The organism is Paraburkholderia sp. GW821-FHT02A12 (assembly GCF_059422005.1).
This window is the reverse complement of the sequence record NZ_JBWKWA010000002.1, coordinates 1,516,234-1,534,116: the sequence shown is the minus strand read 5'-3', so window position 1 is coordinate 1,534,116 and position 17,883 is coordinate 1,516,234. Positions and strand designations below refer to the sequence as shown.

At 64.0% G+C, this 17,883-nt stretch carries 16 protein-coding genes; 11 read left to right on the top strand and 5 right to left on the bottom strand.

What is annotated here, in order from left to right:
- The first annotated feature begins 80 nt into the window (after positions 1-80).
- The 3 genes from AC07WT_RS28355 to AC07WT_RS28345 all read left to right on the top strand — a co-directional run bounded on the left by AC07WT_RS28355 (position 81) and on the right by AC07WT_RS28345 (position 2,912).
- Positions 81-335, top strand: a complete 255-nt coding sequence (locus AC07WT_RS28355) for a helix-turn-helix transcriptional regulator (RefSeq protein ID WP_494949488.1) — start codon at positions 81-83, stop codon at positions 333-335.
- A gap of 2 nt (positions 336-337) precedes the next feature.
- Entirely contained in the window at positions 338-1,678 is a 1,341-nt protein-coding gene (locus AC07WT_RS28350; RefSeq protein WP_494949487.1) for a type II toxin-antitoxin system HipA family toxin, read from the top strand.
- A 379-nt stretch (positions 1,679-2,057) separates the two neighbouring features.
- Positions 2,058-2,912, top strand: coding sequence for a helix-turn-helix domain-containing protein (locus AC07WT_RS28345; RefSeq protein ID WP_492592284.1), 855 nt, complete (start codon positions 2,058-2,060; stop codon positions 2,910-2,912).
- Positions 2,913-2,984: 72 nt separating this feature from the next.
- Here the strand turns inward: AC07WT_RS28345 and AC07WT_RS28340 are convergent, their stop codons facing one another.
- A complete protein-coding gene (locus tag AC07WT_RS28340) occupies positions 2,985-4,871 on the bottom strand; it encodes an ATP-binding response regulator (RefSeq protein WP_494949486.1) in 1,887 nt (628 codons plus the stop codon).
- Positions 4,841-5,359, bottom strand: a complete 519-nt coding sequence (locus AC07WT_RS28335) for a putative pterin-binding protein (RefSeq protein WP_494949485.1) — start codon at positions 5,357-5,359, stop codon at positions 4,841-4,843. The genes AC07WT_RS28340 and AC07WT_RS28335 overlap by 31 nt, the downstream gene beginning before the upstream one ends.
- Before the next feature lie 287 nt (positions 5,360-5,646).
- Between AC07WT_RS28335 and AC07WT_RS28330 the strand changes: the two genes are divergently transcribed.
- A complete protein-coding gene (locus tag AC07WT_RS28330; RefSeq protein ID WP_494949484.1) occupies positions 5,647-6,594 on the top strand; it encodes a phosphoribosyltransferase in 948 nt (315 codons plus the stop codon).
- A 9-nt stretch (positions 6,595-6,603) separates the two neighbouring features.
- Here AC07WT_RS28330 and AC07WT_RS28325 read toward each other — a convergent pair whose 3' ends face one another.
- Positions 6,604-8,325 carry an ATP-binding domain-containing protein gene (locus tag AC07WT_RS28325; protein WP_494949483.1) on the bottom strand — a complete coding sequence of 574 codons (1,722 nt, stop codon included), beginning with the start codon at positions 8,323-8,325 and terminating at the stop codon, positions 6,604-6,606.
- A 216-nt stretch (positions 8,326-8,541) separates the two neighbouring features.
- Between AC07WT_RS28325 and AC07WT_RS28320 the strand changes: the two genes are divergently transcribed.
- Together AC07WT_RS28320 and AC07WT_RS28315 are read left to right on the top strand one after the other, a co-directional pair.
- On the top strand, positions 8,542-9,168 hold the full coding sequence (locus AC07WT_RS28320; RefSeq protein ID WP_494949482.1) for a glutathione S-transferase family protein: 627 nt from the start codon (positions 8,542-8,544) through the stop codon (positions 9,166-9,168).
- Between the two features lie 76 nt (positions 9,169-9,244).
- Positions 9,245-9,820: a Fur family transcriptional regulator gene (locus AC07WT_RS28315; RefSeq protein ID WP_494949481.1), complete on the top strand. Its 576-nt coding sequence runs from the start codon at positions 9,245-9,247 to the stop codon at positions 9,818-9,820.
- A 126-nt stretch (positions 9,821-9,946) separates the two neighbouring features.
- Here the strand turns inward: AC07WT_RS28315 and AC07WT_RS28310 are convergent, their stop codons facing one another.
- Entirely contained in the window at positions 9,947-10,492 is a 546-nt protein-coding gene (locus AC07WT_RS28310; RefSeq protein WP_494949480.1) for a response regulator, read from the bottom strand.
- A gap of 562 nt (positions 10,493-11,054) precedes the next feature.
- On the opposite strand from AC07WT_RS28310, the gene AC07WT_RS28305 reads away from it, so the two are divergent.
- Positions 11,055-11,786 (top strand): ribonuclease activity regulator RraA, encoded by a 732-nt coding sequence (locus AC07WT_RS28305; protein WP_494949479.1) that lies wholly within the window; start codon positions 11,055-11,057, stop codon positions 11,784-11,786.
- 10 nt (positions 11,787-11,796) lie between these two features.
- Here AC07WT_RS28305 and AC07WT_RS28300 read toward each other — a convergent pair whose 3' ends face one another.
- Positions 11,797-12,477 (bottom strand): TetR/AcrR family transcriptional regulator, encoded by a 681-nt coding sequence (locus AC07WT_RS28300; protein ID WP_492592390.1) that lies wholly within the window; start codon positions 12,475-12,477, stop codon positions 11,797-11,799.
- 75 nt (positions 12,478-12,552) lie between these two features.
- On the opposite strand from AC07WT_RS28300, the gene AC07WT_RS28295 reads away from it, so the two are divergent.
- The 4 genes from AC07WT_RS28295 (at position 12,553) to AC07WT_RS28280 (ending at position 17,865) form a co-directional block, all read left to right on the top strand.
- Entirely contained in the window at positions 12,553-14,064 is a 1,512-nt protein-coding gene (locus tag AC07WT_RS28295) for an MDR family MFS transporter (protein WP_494949478.1), read from the top strand.
- A 451-nt stretch (positions 14,065-14,515) separates the two neighbouring features.
- Positions 14,516-15,694, top strand: coding sequence for a hypothetical protein (locus AC07WT_RS28290; protein WP_494949477.1), 1,179 nt, complete (start codon positions 14,516-14,518; stop codon positions 15,692-15,694).
- 240 nt (positions 15,695-15,934) lie between these two features.
- Positions 15,935-17,002: a TAXI family TRAP transporter solute-binding subunit gene (locus AC07WT_RS28285; protein WP_494949476.1), complete on the top strand. Its 1,068-nt coding sequence runs from the start codon at positions 15,935-15,937 to the stop codon at positions 17,000-17,002.
- Positions 17,003-17,136: 134 nt separating this feature from the next.
- Positions 17,137-17,865, top strand: coding sequence for a hypothetical protein (locus tag AC07WT_RS28280; protein WP_494949475.1), 729 nt, complete (start codon positions 17,137-17,139; stop codon positions 17,863-17,865).
- Positions 17,866-17,883: the final 18 nt, after the last annotated feature.

Here is a 17,883-nt window from a genome sequence, read left to right as displayed (position 1 = left end):
CGAGTATCTGCCACACGAATAATTGACAAATATTCATGTGGCGAATAAAGTACATTTATTCGTCTAGCGGATAATTTACTATGATCCACCTCGTCGCCACCCCGGACCAGATGGCCCAGTTGCTTGCCGCCGGCCGGCGGCAAGCGGGTCTGACCCAGGCGCAAGCCGCCGCGCGGATCGGCGTCAGCCAGAGCCGCATCTCGGCGCTGGAAACCGATGCCGCCGCCCTCACCCTCGCTCAGTTGCTGGCATTGTGCGGCGCCTACGGCCTGCAATTGCAGGTACGCGACAAGACCCAGCCAGCGCCTGAGCCGGCGCCTTTGGTCGAGTGGTAAGCATGGGCCGCCAAACCCATTCGCGGGCGCTTTCGGTGTGGGCCAACGGCGCACGTGTCGGCGCCTGGCGCATTCCCACCCGCGGCTCCATGGAGTTCGCCTACGATCCCGCCTGGGTCGCATCGCCCGCAGGCCGCCCGCTTTCGCTGTCGCTGCCGTTCACGCCCAGCAACAGCGCGCTCAAAGGACCGCGGGTGCTGAATTATTTCGACAATCTGCTGCCGGACAGCGAGACGATCAGAAAGCGCATCGCCCAACGCTATCAGACCGATACGCTGGACGCCTTCGATCTGCTGCAAGCCATCGGCCGCGATTGCGTGGGCGCCGTCCAGCTGCTCGCCGAACACGACGCGCCGGTCGGCGTCGAGCGGATCGAAGGCACGCCGCTTTCCGACAGCGAAATCGAGACCATGCTGGCGCGCACCGTCGGCAATCCGGCCCTCGGCGCGCCCGACGAGGCGGACGATTTCCGCATCTCGCTCGCTGGCGCCCAGGAGAAAACCGCGCTGCTCTGGCACGAGGGCAAGTGGCAACGGCCGCATGGCGCCACGCCCACCACGCATATCTTCAAGCTGCCGCTCGGGCTGGTCGGCAACAGGCTGGCCGACCTCAGCACCTCGGTCGAAAACGAATGGCTGTGTTTGCGGATTCTGCGCGCCTATGGGCTGCCGGTCGCGAACACCGAGATCCTGACCTTCGGCAAGCAGCGGGTGCTGAGCGTCGAGCGCTTCGACCGGCAATTGCATTCGAGCGGGCAATGGTTGCTGCGTCTGCCGCAGGAAGATTTTTGCCAGGTGTACGGCGTGCCGTCGCACCGCAAATACGAAAACGAGGGCGGCCCGGGCGTGCTCGACCTCGCGCGGATTCTCCAGCAATCGGTGAGCGCGCAGCAGGATCTCGAAACGCTGCTGGCGAGCCAGATCCTGTTCTGGCTGCTGGCGGCGCCGGACGGCCACGCAAAGAACTTCAGCATTCGCCTGTTGCCGGGCGGACAGTACCGCCTGACGCCGCTTTACGATGTGATGTCGATCTGGCCGGTGGAAGGCAACGGCCCGAATCAGTGGTCATGGTTCAAGGCCAAGCTCGCCATGGCGATGTGGTCGAGGAGCAAACACGACGCGTTTCGCGACGTGCAGCGGCGCCACTTCAACACGATGGCGCTGAAGTGCTCCTACGGCGCGAACGCCGAGCCGCTGATCCAGCGGCTGGTCGAACAGACGCCGGAGGTGATCGAACGGGTCTCGGCCGAATTGCCCGAACGGTTCCCGGGCAAGGTCGCCGAGCGCATCTTCAAAGGTTTGAAAAACTCGGCGGCCAAACTCGAAAAAATGCCCGCGCAGTAAGGACCTGCGCGGGACCTGCATGGGACCTGCATGGGGCGCGCGCGGGCGATGCACACGGCGTCGCCGCCTCGGCGAGGCGCGCCGCCGCACATGCCCGGACAAACCCGGCATATTTCTCTACAGATGCGGCGAGGTTTCATCGGTAAAATACATTCGATTCAGAACGCATAAGCGAGTCGCCGACTTTGTCCGTTTCGAGCCCCGGCCCCGGCCGGCTCGGCGACGGTCATACAAAATTACAGAGTGCGATATTTTTTACGATACATTTGCTGTCCCCCGCGTAGCCTCGTCAAAGCATGTCAAACGTGCATGGCAATGCTGCGCGTATCGTATCGCGCTCCCCACAGCCACCCTTTAAGACGGCGGATTTTCACGCAGTATGGCCAACGAAACAAACTCACCTGACTCCATCGCAGTCGCCGAGCGTGTGCGCGAGTTGATGAGCCGGCATGGCATCGGCAAACGCCAGCAAACCACGGAACTATGCCGCATCCTCGATCTGAGTTTTTCGCAGGGACACCGCAAGCTGCGCGGCAACAGCCCGTGGACCCTGTCGCAGATCAAGAAGGTCGCCGAGGTGTTCGGCGAACCCGCCGCGCAACTGTTCGGCGCGCAGTCGCTCGACCCCGGCATGGTCGGCGCAATCGCCCAGGAAGCGGTGTTCAGCATCGGCGCGATCGAGCTGGCCTGCACCGCGTGGGTGGGCGCCGCGCTCGAACCGGGCAGCCGCCCGGAATTCGTCGCCTACTCGAAGCTCGGCCAATGGCGCGTCGCGCGTCACGACGGCACGCTCTACCAAAGCGCGTACGAAGTCCACAAGATCGAGATCTATCCGCGCCGCGCCGAAACCGATAAGCCGACTATCGCGGTGGTCGACGACGATCAGGCCTCCGCGGACAATCTGCGCGACTACCTGGAGCGCAGCGGTTTCACCGCGGTAGCGATTTACGGCCTCGCGGCATTCGCGGAGCACCTGCAAACGCAGGTCTTCGACGGCGTGGTGATCGACTGGCTGTTCGGCTCGCAAACTTCCGCAGCGGCGATTCGCTCGGTGCGCGCGTCGGAGAATCCGGACGCGCCGATTTTCGTGCTGACCGGCGAGCTGCTGACCGGCAAGGCCAGCGAATCGGAGATCAGCCAGGTCATCCGCAATTACGACGTCGCCTGCTATGAAAAGCCGGCGCGCATGGCGATCCTCGTCGCCGATCTGTCCAAGCGGCTCAACCGGCCCTGACGCGCCGGCAAGCGGCTGAAGGTGCGTGCTCAGGTTGATGCCCACCGCCCTCCGCGAACCCCGGACGCCGCATCACGCGAAATGCCGCGAAGCCAATGCACGCTGCAATGCGCTGCGCAGTTCCTCGTAATGTACCGGCTTTAATAACGCATCGAAAAACGGCTGCGATCCGGCTGTTCCGCCCTGCCCCTGTCTCTGTCCCTGTCCGCCTGCCACATCCGCCACACCCACCGCCCCCGGCTCGGGCGCATAAGCGCTGACCACGATCACCGGCACGCCCGCCGACGGCCCGCCGCGCGCGGCGAAGTCCGCGAGAAAGGTATAGCCGTCGCGCTCCGGCATGTGCAGATCGAGCAACACGACGTCGCAGTGCCGGGCATCGAGCCACGCGAGCGCGTCGTCGGCATTGGCGACGGCGTGCGCATCGAAATCCATGTGCGCGACCATTTCGCTGAGCGACTCGCGAATCAGCCGGTTGTCGTCGACGATCAGCACGCACGGCCGCGCGCCGCCCGGTTCGGCGTGCGCCGCCACGTCGGGCGGCGCCGCGGCCGCGACCGGCGTGACCGGAATCGTCACCGTGAAGGTCGTGCCCTCGCCCACCGTGCTTGCCACGTCGACGGTGCCGCCGAACAGCCTGACCAGTCCCTGCACGATCGTCAGCCCCATGCCGGCGCCCTCGAAGCGGCGCGTGCGCGACGCATCCAGCTGCGTGAACTCCTGGAAGATCAGCGGAATCTGCGCGCTCGGCACGCCCGGCCCCGTATCGCTGACCACGAAGATCAGCGCTGCCGGCCGTTGCTTCAGCCGCAGGCGCACCGTGCCGGTTTCCGTATAGCGGATCGCGTTGGTGACCAGGTTGTTGACGATCTGACGGATGCGGTGCGGATCGGAATCGACGAGGCCGCTCACGCCGCTCGCTTCGCTTTCGAGCTTGAGACCGCGCGCGGCCGCCGACATCGCATGCTCGTCGACGATCGACGCCAGCAGCTCGCGCGGCTCGAAATGCTCGTGGCGCAACTCGAGCTTGCCGGCGCCGAGGCGCGCATAGTCGGTCAGGTCCTTCATCTGCGCTTCCAGATGACGCGCCGCGGTTTCGAGCCGCTGGATCACCTTGCGGTCGGCTTCGGAATGAAAGTTGAAACCCAGCAATTCGATCGACGACACGATCGCGTGCAACGGCGTGCGCAGTTCGTGGCTGATCATGCCGAGAAACGCATCCTTCGCGAGACTCGCCTCGCGCGCGGCGCGGCTCGCCTGGTGCTCCGCTTCGAGCGCCGCATGCTGCTGATGCATCAGGCGCGTGCGGCGGCGGCCGTTGAGCACCAGCAGCATGGTCGCCGCCGCCGACAGCAACAGCAACAGCAGCCCGCCGGCAAACAGCATGCGGCGCTTGTCGATGAAATCGCGGTTCATCGCTTCGCGGTCCGCCACATCCGCGAAACGGCGGCTCAACGCGAGATCGTTGACCTCGTTCCAGTGCGCACGCAACGCCGCGACGATCTCATTGGCGTGGCTGCGATCCTTGGGCAACACGTCGACCTCGGGCCCGATACCGCCCAGCAGATGATCGAGCGACTGGATTTCGTCCAGTTGCCGTTGCAGCAGCTCGAGCTGAGTGGTCAGCCGGCGCGTCGAGCCGGCCATCACGTGCAGCTTCGATTGCAGCAGCTGGTAGCGCAGTATCAGCCGCGGATAGTCGTCATCGACACCCGACTGATAGAGCAGCAGCTGGTTCTCGAAGCGCGCGTAGGCAATCTGCAATTGCGCGGCGTCCCAGTAGAAGCCGTCGTAAGTGCCGGTCAACTGTTCAGTGGCGCGCGGATTGAGCAGGTTCGCGTACAGCAGGTAGCCGATCGCGCCGGCCGGCGCCGCGAGCGCGGTCAGCCAGATCAGCACGTAGAGGAAACGGCGCAATGGACTGCGCGCTATTTGACGATGAGAGCCTTGATCTGCCATACGAATTTCGAGTCGGCGCCCGCGAGTTCTGCAGGAAACGCGTCGCGCGGATAGATAAGAAACAACGGCCCGAAGTCGCTGATCTTCAGACGCTGCCCGTTCATGCTGTAGGCCACGATCACGCCGTAGCGGTCGCAGTCCGATACCGGCACCGTGTACGTGTAGTCGTCGAGCGTATGGAGCTCCACTTCGCTGCCGTACGCGCCGACCGCCTTCAGGATATCCGCGAGCAGCGGCCCCGTGAAGGTGGAACGCGGAGTCCAGGTGGTCGCGGTCGTAATGGAATGGGCCGGCAGCGCGAGCAATTGCGCCTCCGTGAAGTGATACACCCCGTGTGAGGCGTCGGTGGTCTTGCCGATTTTGCCCGTCACGTCGAGCGCCAACGACTGCGCCTGCGCACCCCACGCGGCCAGTGCGAAAATCAGGCCCATTGCCATCATCCAGTACGCTTTTTTCCTGCCGTACATCCCTGCGGTCACCTTGGTCATTTGCTTTCTTGTTCCGTTATTTGCTTTTTGCGGGCGGCTTCGCACGGCATCGACTCTCGTCGATTCAGCGCGCCTGCCGCCCTTTTCCAGTCCGCTGCGCCGCCGGCCGCGGCACGCCCCGGCCGGCGACGCGCGTCAACCCCGACGCGCGTTCTTTGAACCGCATGCATAATATCGCCAAAATTCCCTGCCTCAAAAACGAGGGCGCGCGCCCGCCCCGCCGCCGCGCGACGTTCGCTGTGGACATAACGCCCGCCACGCGCTGGCAACACGATGCAACAAGAGTCATGAACAAGCCGGTTTTGCCCCTGACGTACGAACAACTCGACCACTGGATCGAATCGCTGCAACCGGCGTTGCTGGCAGAGCGCTTCACGATGGCGATCGGCATACTGCGCGGCGGCGCGCCGCTCGCGCTGATGGTTTCGCATGCGGCCGGCACGCCGGTGGCGTTTCTGCGCTACGACCGCAAGACTCGCACGGCGGCCTGGGATTCGACGCTGCCGATCCCGCCCGCGGGCGCCAAGGTGCTGCTATGCGAAGACATCGCGGGGCGCGGCTTTACGCTGGCCGACTGCATCGCGTTCCTCGAACGGCACGGCCTCGACGTCAAAACCCTGACCGGCGCGGTCGATGATCTGAGCCGCATTCAACCCGATTACGCGATCGACGCGCGCGGCTACTTCGCGCTGTTCCCGTGGGAGCGTCAGGCGTACACCGAGCGTTATCGCCAGGACTGGGAGCGCGTCGAAGCAGGCGCCGCGCCCGCGATGGCCGACGATCATGAATACGCGACCTACGCGATCGACCTCGACGGCATTCTGCTGCCCGACGTGCCGCTCGCGCGCTACGACGAGGATCTGGCCGCCGCGCTCGCCGAACGCGACGCACTGCGGCCTTTCGAGGCGCTGCCCGGCATCGATTTGCCGCGGGTTCGCACCATCATCACCGGCCGGCCGGAGCTGGATCGTGCGCGCACCGAGGCATGGCTCGCCCGGCACGGCTTCGGTCATATGCAACTGGTAATGCGCACGCCGGACATACACGACGAAAGCCCCGCCGGCGCCGCCGCTCACAAGGCCAGCGCGGCGTTGCGCGGCGGCGTCACGCATTTTGTCGAGAGCGATCCGGTGCAGGCGCTGCTGATCGCGCAGCAGGCGCCGCTGTTGCGGGTGATCTGGTGGGACGCGCACACGCAAACCGGCACGCTGGTCAGCGCGCGCGCGTGGCACTGAGCGTGGGCCCTACGCTTCTTTCGCTTCCCGGGTCTCTGTCGCTTCCTTGCCGTCCCGCGGACGCAGATGCCGCGCGGCCCGTTGCGACGCGACGACGATCAGCTTCATCGTCGCGCGCGTGGCGCCGACGAACAGCTTGCGGGCGGTACGCTCGTCGAACACATCGAAGTCGACCTCGGTGAGGATCACGCACGGCGCCGCCTGGCCCTTGAAGCGATAGATCGACTCGAACAGCACATCGCCTTCGCGATACTCCGGGTTGCCGAACAGATCGTACTTGCCGGTGAAACTGCGCAGCCGATGCGGCCCGAGGTGATCCTGCGCGCTCATCGCCGAGCCCTCGCGGCCGCGAAACGACAACACCGCGATATCCTGCTTGCGGAACCCGAGCGACAACGCCTGCGTGATCGCACGCTTGGTTGCGTCGATGCTGCCCACGGCGGCGTTCGCTTCGTCATAGACTGACAGCGAAATCTCGGAGCCGTCGAACGGACTGCCCGACGCGAGCCCCGCCGCGACCGGCACCGAGGCGCCGACCACGTCGCGCACGTAGTCGAGAATGTCGCGCGGACTGCGGTAGTTGGTGGTCTCTTTCAGCGTGGTCCAGCCGGGCAAGGTAACCGGCTCGCGCATATACAGATTCTGCAACGGATCTTCGAGCCACCACCACGCGGCGCCGGGCCGTAAAAGGCGTTCGAGCGCGGCCACCCAGGGCTGCTGGAAATCCTGCCCTTCGTCGACGATCAGCACGTCGAACTGCCAGCGCGCGTCGATCGGCGTTTGCACAAAAATCGTTTCGAGCTGGTCGAACGCCCCGGAGGAAGTCCCCTTGGGGGACACGTCGCCGGCCTGGAAATCCGGCTCGCGGCCCGCGTCGCGCGCGATCCAGTCGCATAGCTGGTGGTAGTTCGCCACCTTCGCCTCGGGCGGCGCGACCCGCACGATGTGATCCGCGAGCGGCCGGTTGAAGCACACGTACAAAGGCCGCTGCCCGCGCGCCACGGCGTCCTTCATCACCTGCACCGCCAGTTGGGTCTTGCCGGAACCGGCTGTGCCGATCACGCGCAGCCGGAACGGCGAGAACTCGAGCCGCCGCGCCCATGTCGCGAGACCGCCGGCCAGCCGCGTGACGAGCGTGCCGGCCTGACCGACCAGCGCGCTGGTGTCGGGCGCGAGCGCGAGTTCGTCGGCGAGAAAATGGTGGATCTTCGGCGCGCAGGCGAGGCGCAGCTCGTCCGCCGGCAATGCGTCGCGAATGATCGCCGCGAGCCGGTCGCGGCGCGTCGCGTCGACGATGCGCGCGGGATTCACGCCGGCGATCGCTGCATCCTTGACGATGTGGTCCGGACAATACAACAGCTCTTCGATGAAATAGGTCCCCGCGCCGAACGCGGCGGTAAAGCGCCGGTGCATCCCTTCGACGGTGTGCGCGAGCGCGATCGCCACGTTGCGTTCCGTCTGAAGATAGACCTTGACGAGCCCCTTCGGCGTCTCGCGCAGGAAGCCGGTTTTCTGCTCGACGATCATCACGCGTCCCGCCGGACTGACGATCACGAAGTCGGCCTCACCGAACACCGAGAAGTTCTGATTCAGCCGGGTCCAATGCACGCCGTGATAGACGGTGTAATCGTGCGGCAGGGCTTGTTCCAGCAACGCGAGGGTTTCGCGTTCGCGTGCCGCCGCGCCGGTGGCGGCGAGGCTCTTCCAGTCGTCGGGGACAATGCGGGCCATGCGGTGCCTCGTCAGATTCGGGTGCGCTCATTGTACGCAACGCGCGCGCCTTGCCGGCACGGCGGATTGCACCGCAGCGGGCAGCGCAGATTGCGGCCCGATGTGGTCCGACGCGTGGCCCGACGCGTCGCAAAGCCGCGGCATCGTGTATCGTTACCGGTCGAACGCCGCGCGAGGTGCGCGGCTTGCCAACCGTAAGAAAAAAGGATTGACCGGATGATTACGATCTGGGGACGCGCCAATTCAGTCAACGTCCAGAAAGTTTTGTGGTGTTGCGATGAACTGGTGCTGCCGTACGAGCGCATCGACGCGGGCCTGCAATTCGGCCGCAACAACGAACCCGACTATCTCGCGATGAACCCTACGGCCAAGATTCCGACGCTGGTCGATGACGACTTCGTGCTGTGGGAATCGAATTCGATTCTGCGTTATCTGGTGCTGCAATATGGCGAATCGAGCCTCCTGTACTCGTCCGAGCCGAAACTGCGCGCGAGCATCGACCGCTGGCTCGACTGGTCGCTCTCCACGCTGCAACCCGCCGAGCGCCCGGTGTTCTGGGCCCTCGTGCGCACGCCGGCCGCCGAGCGCGACGCCGCCAAACTCGCCGCCGACGTCGAAGCGGTCACCTTGCTGTGGCGGCTGCTCGACACGCATCTGCGGGGCCGTTTCTTTCTCGAAGGCGAGAAGTTCACGCTGGCCGACATCGTGATCGGCGCGTACGCGAAACGCTGGTTCGGGCTGGACGGTATCGAACGCCCCGCTCTGCCGAATCTGGAGCGCTGGTATTCGCGGCTTGCAACGCGCCCGGGTTTCAAGAAATACATCGACACCCCGCTGACCTGAGCCTCTGTGCGGGCGGCCGCCATCGCCATGCTGCAGCCCTGCCACAGCCAGGCGCGATGGCCTTTATAATCGACGCATGAAGACCGCCAAGCCCGCCGCAACCGCCGACAAAGCCACACCCGCCACCGCCGCTCGTCCTCATGGGCCAGGGCACACGCACGGCGCTTCGCCGGAAGCCGCCCTCATGCTGGCCGAAGAATATTGCCGCGAGCGCGGCGAGAAGCTCACGCCGATCCGCCGCAAGGTGCTGGAATTGCTGCTGAATTCCGGGCGCGCCACCAAAGCTTATTCGCTGCTCGACGACATGCGGCAGATTCATCCCGGCTCGGCGCCGCCCACGGTTTATCGGGCGCTCGACTTTCTGCTGTCGGCGGGGCTCGTGCATCGGATCGAATCGATCAACGCGTTCACCGTCTGCCACGATCTGACCCAATGCCAGCACGGCATTCTGGTGGTCTGCCAGCAATGCGGCAACGTCACCGAACTGCATCAGCCGAAGCTGCGCCAGGCGCTCGTCGCGCAAATCGAAGACGCGGGCTACCGCCTTGCAAGCGATGAAATCGAATTGAAGGGATTGTGTTCCGCCTGTCAGGCTGCGGAAGCCGCAGCCTCTGCGGCTGGTTTGGCAACGCCGGTAGCCGCCGCTAAATAAGAGCGGGTATTAGCCATCTGGCCGTCGCGGTTTCCAGCGTCAAGGCGCTGGAAACCGTTTGGTGTCGGACTCGAAGCGGCCTGGAATCGGGCCTGAGATCGGGCCCGAAATCGGCCGCCAGACTGATCAGCCCGCGGCGCGGGCGTCGATCGCGTCGTGCAGCAACGTCACCAGGTCTTCCGGCAACGCCGGTTTGGTCATGAAATGCTGGAAACCTTCGCCGATGCTGCGCAGCCGGTAAGCGTCGTCGGTGTGGCCCGTCAGCGCCACTGCTACCGAGGGCGCGTGATCGCCGCGAATCTCGTGATCGCGCAGCCGCTGGATCAGATAGAAGCCGTCCATGGCCGGCAATTCGAGGTCGCACACCACGGCATCGGGCAACAGGCGCAGCGCTGCCTCGACGCCCTCTTCCGCATCCGCCACCGCGACGACATGCGCTCCTTCCGCTTCGAGTAACAAAGTCAGCGATTCCCGGCTATCCGGGTCGTCTTCGACGAGCACGATCGTGGCCTGATCGAGTCTCAATGCTCCGTTCATTTTCCGTTGTTGCTCTATAAAACCGGTTAGGCCGTCAGACGCGGCCAGCGTATCGCCCTGCTGTTGTTGCGGTTCCTGCTGTTGTTGCGGTTTACCGCCGAACCCGGCGGCTACGGTATTGGTATTGCTGTTCATGATTCCGACTCGCTTTCACACGGCGAGTTGCACACAGGCTCGCGATTGTAAAACATGGCCCGAGCGCAACACGCTGCGCACACTAACGCGCCAAAATTGCACGTCGATGAAAAAAACGGCCCTCGGCATCATTGCAATGGAAGGCAATGACCGGCCGATGCCGACACCCGATTCGCCGACGCGGCCGCGCAAACCCGCTTGCACGGGATGATGCGTAGCGGCCCGCGCGGCTTCTGTTCCGACATCCAGTGTTCTCTTGCGACGCCCGCAGGACGACGCTCTGTGTGGCGCTCAGTGCGGCCATTCCTGCGCGGCGTGCACATCCAATCTGCACATCCACTCGTTAGGCAGCACATTGCGTGCCTCGGCGTGCCTCGCCGGTGTCACGCCGCGGCGGCTCGTTTATCGTCTATAGAAAGCCTGTCGCGCCACCCGCGGCGGCGGCGCTATCATCGTGTCCGCGAGACCGCATCGGTTGCGTTCAACCGAGCGCTGCAGCACGCCATGTGATTACCCGCTGATCGCCGTCTTTTCGCTCCCACACCTGAGGCCGCCCGACACCATGTCCGATCTCGACTCCGCCACGCTCGAAGCGCTCCGCCATGTCAGCACCGCCACGCTGACCACCCAACTATTCAAGCGCGGCTTGCGCAATACCTTCATGCAAGGCGTCGCGTCGCTCGCCCCGCACAGCGGCGCAAATCTGGTCGGACCGGCATTCACGTTGCGCAATATCCCGTCGCGCGAAGACATCGACGTGCTCGACCTGTTTGCCAATCCCGAGTACGCGCAGCGCAAATGCGTCGAGACGATTCCGGCCGGCCATGTGCTCGTGCAGGATTGCCGCGGCGAGCGCGGCAGCGCGTCGTTCGGCTCGATACTGACGCAGCGTTTGCAGGTCCGCGGCGTGGCCGGCATGGTGTCCGACGGCCCGGTGCGCGACAGCACAACGATCGTCGCGCTCGGCATCCCGGTGTTCTGCGCGGGCGCGAGCGCGCCGCCGAATCTGATTCGCCACCATGCGGTCGATATCAATGTGCCGATCGGTTGCGGCGGCGTAGCCGTGTTTCCCGGCGATGTGATCGTCGGCGACGCGGACGGCGTGGTCGTGATCCCGCGCGAGATGGCCGCCGAAGTCGCGCAAGCTGCCGCCGAACAGGAGCAACTCGAAGAATTTCTCACCGGCCGTATCCGCACGGGCGCAGCGCTGCCCGGCACGTACCCGCCGAACGACGCGACAAAAGCGGCTTACGAAGTGTGGAAAAAGAATCGCGGCGCGCACAAGCCACGCTGAGCGCAACCGGCTACCGCTGCGGTCCGACGCCGTGTGTCAGCAGCGCCACCGCATGCCGCGCGATCTCCTCGCCGCCGATATTGCGGCGCACCGGATCGTCACGCCACAGCTTCGAGGTGGCCAACGGCAGAATCGTCAGCCCGAGCAAGCTGACAAACACCAGTGACGGCTCCAGCTCCGCATTCAGACGCCCTTCCTTTTGCCAGCGCGCGATACACGACAACGCCGCCTTCTGCTGAGCGTCGCCGAAGCGTTCGTGCATGCGCTGGCGCAGCAAGCCGCCATCGCTGATCACTTCGCGTACCCACAGCGACGGGAACCACGGATAGTCGGCCGCGACCTGCACGAACCGCTGCGCGAGTTGCGTGATGGCCGCCACCGGATCGTCGGGATTTTCCTGGAACGGGCCGCTCAGAGACGCGCGCAGCGGGACAAAACGCTCGTCGATCAGCACGTCAAGCAGTTGATCGCGCGTCTTGAAGTAGTAATGCACCATCGCCGGCGTGAAACCCGCCTCGCGAGCAATCGCCCCGAGCGTGGTGTCGACGATGCCCTGCCGCGCGAACAGCGCCAGCGCGGCATCCAGCAGACGGCTGCGCTGCTCCGAACCGCGCGCGGAGCCTGACGGCCTCCCCGGCCGCCGGGCCGGCGCGCTGTTCAAGCCATGCTCATCGGACGCATTACTGGTCATTACTTTCGATTTGACGACTAAAGGGATGTCGCATATATTAATCTCCGAATTAATTAATTTCAACGCCGTGGTGCCATGGATCAATCTACAACGACTCAACCCGCCGAGCTGGCGCACGATAGCGGTCACCCGCCGATCCGTCTGCTGTTTCCGGCGCTGCTGCTCGTCATGCTGCTCGCCGCGCTCGATCAGACCATCGTCTCGACCGCGCTGCCGACCATCGTCGGCGAGTTGGGCGACCTCAACAATCTGTCCTGGGTGGTGACCGCGTACCTGCTCAGCTCGACGATCGTCGTGCCGCTGTACGGCAAATTCGGCGATCTGTTCGGCCGCAAGATCGTGCTGCAAACCGCCATCGTGCTGTTTCTGATCGGCTCCGCGTTATGCGGCATCGCGCAGGACATGACCCAGCTGATCGTGCTGCGCGCGCTGCAAGGACTCGGCGGCGGCGGGCTGCTGGTGGTCACCATGGCCGCCATCGCCGACGTGATTCCGCCGGCCGAACGCGGCCGCTATCAAGGCGTGTTCGGCGGCGTGTTCGGTCTGGCGACGGTGGTCGGGCCGCTGCTCGGCGGCTTCCTTGTCGAGCACCTGACGTGGCGCTGGATTTTCTACATCAACCTGCCGCTCGGGGTGATCTCGCTGGTGGTGATCGGCGCGGTCTTCAAACCGCAGGTCCGCCATGTGAAGCACACCATCGATTACATGGGCGCCGCCTTTCTCGCCGGCGCGCTGACCTGCATCATCCTGTTCACGAGCCAGGGCGGCACGATCCTGCCGTGGTCGTCGCCGCAATTGTGGTTCACGCTGTGCATGGCACTGGTGGCGATCTGGGGCTTCATCCACGAAGAGCGGACCGCCGTCGAACCGATCATGCCGCTTGAACTCTTCAGGCAACGCACGTTTTTGCTGAGCAGCCTGATCGGCTTTATCGTCGGCGTGTCGATGTTCGGCGCGGTGACGTTCCTGCCGCTGTATCTGCAGGTGGTCAAAGGTTCGACGCCGTCGCAAGCAGGCATGCAGATGCTGCCGATGATGGGCGGTCTGTTCGTGATGTCGATGGTGACGGGCCGCATGATCAGCAAGATCGGCAAGTACCGCATGTTTCCGATTGCGGGCACGCTCCTCGTGGCGGTCGCGATGCTGCTGCTCGCCCGCCTGCAACTCGCCACGCCGATCCATGTGATGTATATCGACATGGGCATTCTCGGCTGCGGACTCGGCATGGTGATGCAAGTGCTGATTCTCGCCGTGCAGAATACCGTCGAGTTCAGGCACATTGGCGTGGCCACGTCGGGCGCGACGCTGTTCCGCTCGATCGGCGGCTCGGTCGGCGTGGCCGGCTTCGGCGCGGTGTTCTCGAATGGTCTCGCCGCGCGCCTCGAAACGCTGATTCCTCCCGACACCGAATTGCCGCACGCGCTTGGGCCCACCGCGATCCACCAACTGCCGCAAGCACTGCGCGACGATTATCTGCAAGCGTTTGCCGGCGCGTTGCACACGGTCTATCTGTCGGCGGCATGCGTGGTCCTGCTCGCCTTCGCACTCGCGTGGCTCCTGAAGGATCATCCTCTGCGCCAGCAGTGATCCCCTATCGGGCTGCGCCGCTGCGCGCCTGAATCACGAGGTCGGACGCTGCCTGCTTCGACCTCGTTCTGTTTGATCGTCATGCTGTGATCATCACGCTTTCGTCCTACCAATCGTGCCGCCGCACCATCACGCTGCAGCTGCACCGTCGCTGTGAAAAAAACGCGCGGCCCATTCGTTCTGCCGACATATGCGGTGTTTCACAGTGTTTCGGCATACCGACAAAATGTGCGCCTACGCACAAAAGGTAGGTGAGAACGTCGATTGACGTTCTCACGGAAACGCCACATATTTAAAGCAGCAATTTAAAGCAGCGGCACCGCATAACAAGGATTTGCGGCCCAACGTTCTTCAGCGCATGTGGATCGTGATTTACGCCGACATTGCTCCGGCCTCAGCACGATCTGGAGCATGCCGTACCGGCATTGTTTCCCACAGGTGGGTCCACAGCATGTCCACCCAGACACTAATCGGCCATAGTTTTCCGACGCCTTGCAAACGCTGTGGCGGTGCGCTGTACCGGCAGGTCGATTACTGCCCATATTGCGGCGCGATACATCCGCTCGAAGGGGACCCGCACAAGCGCGTCGAGATTCCCAGCAGCCGCGCCGGCGCGATGAACAAATCGACGCCAAAGAGCAGCCTCGAATCGACGCCGCCGGCCGACACCGGCCACGACGCCGACATTAGCGAGGCCGATCGGGTCGAGGCCGCGATGCATGCCCGTATCCTCACGTCGCCCGATGCACCCATTGCGCCGCTCGCCAATCCGCCGCACTGGAGCGGCAGGCACGGAGCTTCAGTGCGGATGATGCTGATGGGGAGCGCGTCGATCGTCGCAATCGGACTAACGTATGTCGGCTATGCACTATTCAGCGACAACCACGAATGGCAGAACAGCAACGCCGACCAGAGCGCCGACACCCATCGGGACGCGAGGACGGCGACTGGAATAATCGCGCTGTACAAACCTGCGCCGTCGCCCAATCAGCCCAATCAGCCCAATCAGCCCAATCAGCTCAATCAGCTCAATCAGCTCAATCAGCCCAATCAGCCCAATCAGGTTAGCCAGGCCAGGCCGATCAAGCCGGCGAATCCGGTAACTGCGGCTCCGCCGGTTGCGCCAGCCTCCGCCGTCGCTGTAAAACCTCTGGCAACGCCGCAGTTCCGCAATGCCGCGCAAGCCGTGCAAGCGGCGCGCGCGGCCTTCCGCGCCAACGATCTGACCGCAGCGGAAGCAGCGCTAAGCGCGGCGCAAACGCTGCAACCGGACAACGCCGACGCGCAGAATCTGCTGGGCGAACTGAAGCCATTGACCGCGCGCCGCGATACCGCGTTGCAGACGGCGCAAGTGTGCGCCGCGCAGCAGTCGTGGACCTGCGTGCGTCAACACGCAAACGACGCACTCACGATCGACATCGGCAACGCCACCGCGAAGACCCTCCTCGAGCGTGCGATTCGCGAAACCGGTTGGGCGCCGCTCAACTCGCACGCCGCGGCAAGCGGCCCGGCGCAAGCCAGACAGCAGGCACAGCCGCAGACGCAACCGTCGCAAGCCCAGTTGCAAGTGCCGTTGCCAAAGGGTATGCCGGCGAACAGCAGTACATTGGCGACAGCGCCGGCACGGTAGAAAATCATCTGGATAACGAATTGTTCAGCCGTATTCACGACCATTAAGTGACCACTATTCGACCGCCAATCGGCCAATCAGACGACCGTAATTTCTCGATCAATCGCGTGGCCACTGAGCGGCAACAGACGGACATTGCACGCGAAATGCGTGGAACATGACATGGCAAACCGGCTCACCGACGCTTCGCGCGCGCCGACGCGCGAGCCTGTTCAAACCTGACCGATAGGTAGATAGACCATGCTGAAGAGATTTCTGGCGGGATGGCTGGTGCTGATGGTCATGTCTTCGTTTGCCGTCGCCGAGCCCACGCACTACAAGATCGTCACCGGTCCGGAACGAGGCACCTATATCCAGATCGGCCAGGACCTGTCGAAATGGGTGGCGGGACCTGCCGGCATCGACCTCGAAGTGATGGCTTCGAAGGGCTCGGCTGAAAACGTGCAGCGCATGCGCTTCGAGCCGGGCGTGAAACTCGCGCTGGTGCAATCCGACGTGTACCAGGCCTATATCGATATGGCCAACGCGGGCAACGCCGACGCGGGCACGGCGATCCGCCCGTTGCGGCTCATCATGCCGCTGTACGACGAAGAAATTAACGTCGTGGTGCGCACGGACTCGCCATTGAAAACCTTCGCCGACATCAAGGACAAATCCATCAGTGTCGGTCTGATCGGCAGCGGCACCGCTCAATCGGCAACCACCTTGTATCACCTGATGTTCGGCCAGGCGATCCCGGAACAGAACGTTCAGCATCTGAGCAACGAAGATGCGCTGGCCGCCTTGATCGCGAGGAAGGTGGACGTCGCGATCATCGTCGTCGGGCAGCCGGCAAAGCTGTTCAACGACATGAACCCCGACCTGCTGCAACAGATCCGTCTTCTCAAGGTCGATCCCGCCGCGCCTGAAACCGCCCGCGCGAAGCAGACGTATTTCCCCGCGACGATCCGCGCGAGCAGCTATCCGAACTGGCTGAAAGAAGACGTGCCCACGCTCACCGTCAAGGCGTTTCTCGTCACCTACGACTACGGCCTGCGCGATACCGTCGGCAAGCTGAGCCGCTTCGCCGATTCGTTGTGCGCCAACTTCGACAATCTGCAGGAGCACGGGCATCCCAAGTGGAAGCAGGTGAAAATCGAGTTGCCGCCCCTCGTGCGCGGATGGAAATACTACGGGCCGGTCGAGAAACATCTGCGCGCATGTCTCGCGAACAAAAGCGCGGCGATCAGCACGGCGACGACGCAAGCCGCGCCGAAACCACGCCCCTCCTGCACGGACCAGGAACGCCTGCTTCTGCTGTGCAAATAAGCGTTCCTGCCGTCCTTCAACGTGCGCTGACGGCAGCGCACGTGATCGCATGTTGCTAGCCCCCTCTGACGCGTTTCGCGAGCATTCGATTATCATGAGTCAATCGAATCGCTTCAACGACCCGCTAGTTAGATATGACGAATACAGGCAAGGTATTGATAACCGGGGTGCTCCTGGTTGAGTTGGGATTCGCCTCTTATTTACTGTTCCCAAAAAGTGACAAAGCAACGGCGGAAGCCGAGGCCGGGATGAACAGCCCCCCAATCATCCAGGGGGTCGATTCCCGATTTGGCAGCGATCACGTCACCGCGGGAAGTGTGGTTAGCGGAACGCCGCCCGCCAAAGGCACAAACAGCATCGTCGCGGCACCGCGGCCGCAGCCATCTCCGGTCGCGAAGGCGGCGCCTGAACCTGCTCCGGCGGCCAGAATCGTTGCAACAGAACAGAAACCGTCAACCGCGTCGCGTCAACAGCCAACGCCAAAGCCGGCAACGGCACCGGCACCGGCACCGGCGCCGACGCCAACGCCAACGCCGACGCTCGAATCAGCGAATGCCCAGCAGTCCTTCAGTTCGAAAGCAAGTTCCGCACCGCGAAGCGAGCGCGGCCGTGACGGTCTGTATCGCCACGGCTCGAATCCGGTCGCATCGGCGATAACGGACCAACTGGTCAAGGAGTCGGCCAAACTCGATCCGGCACTGCCGCCACCACCGAACCAACCCGTTCGTGACGATCCGCATCGCCGCGGCTCGAACCCGGTCGCGGCGGCGATGACGGACGCACTGGTCAAGGAGTCGGCCAAACCCGATCCGTCATTGCCTCCGCCTCCGCCGCAGTCGCCGAACCGGCCCGCCACGCAGTAAGCCGGTGTAAGCCGGCGC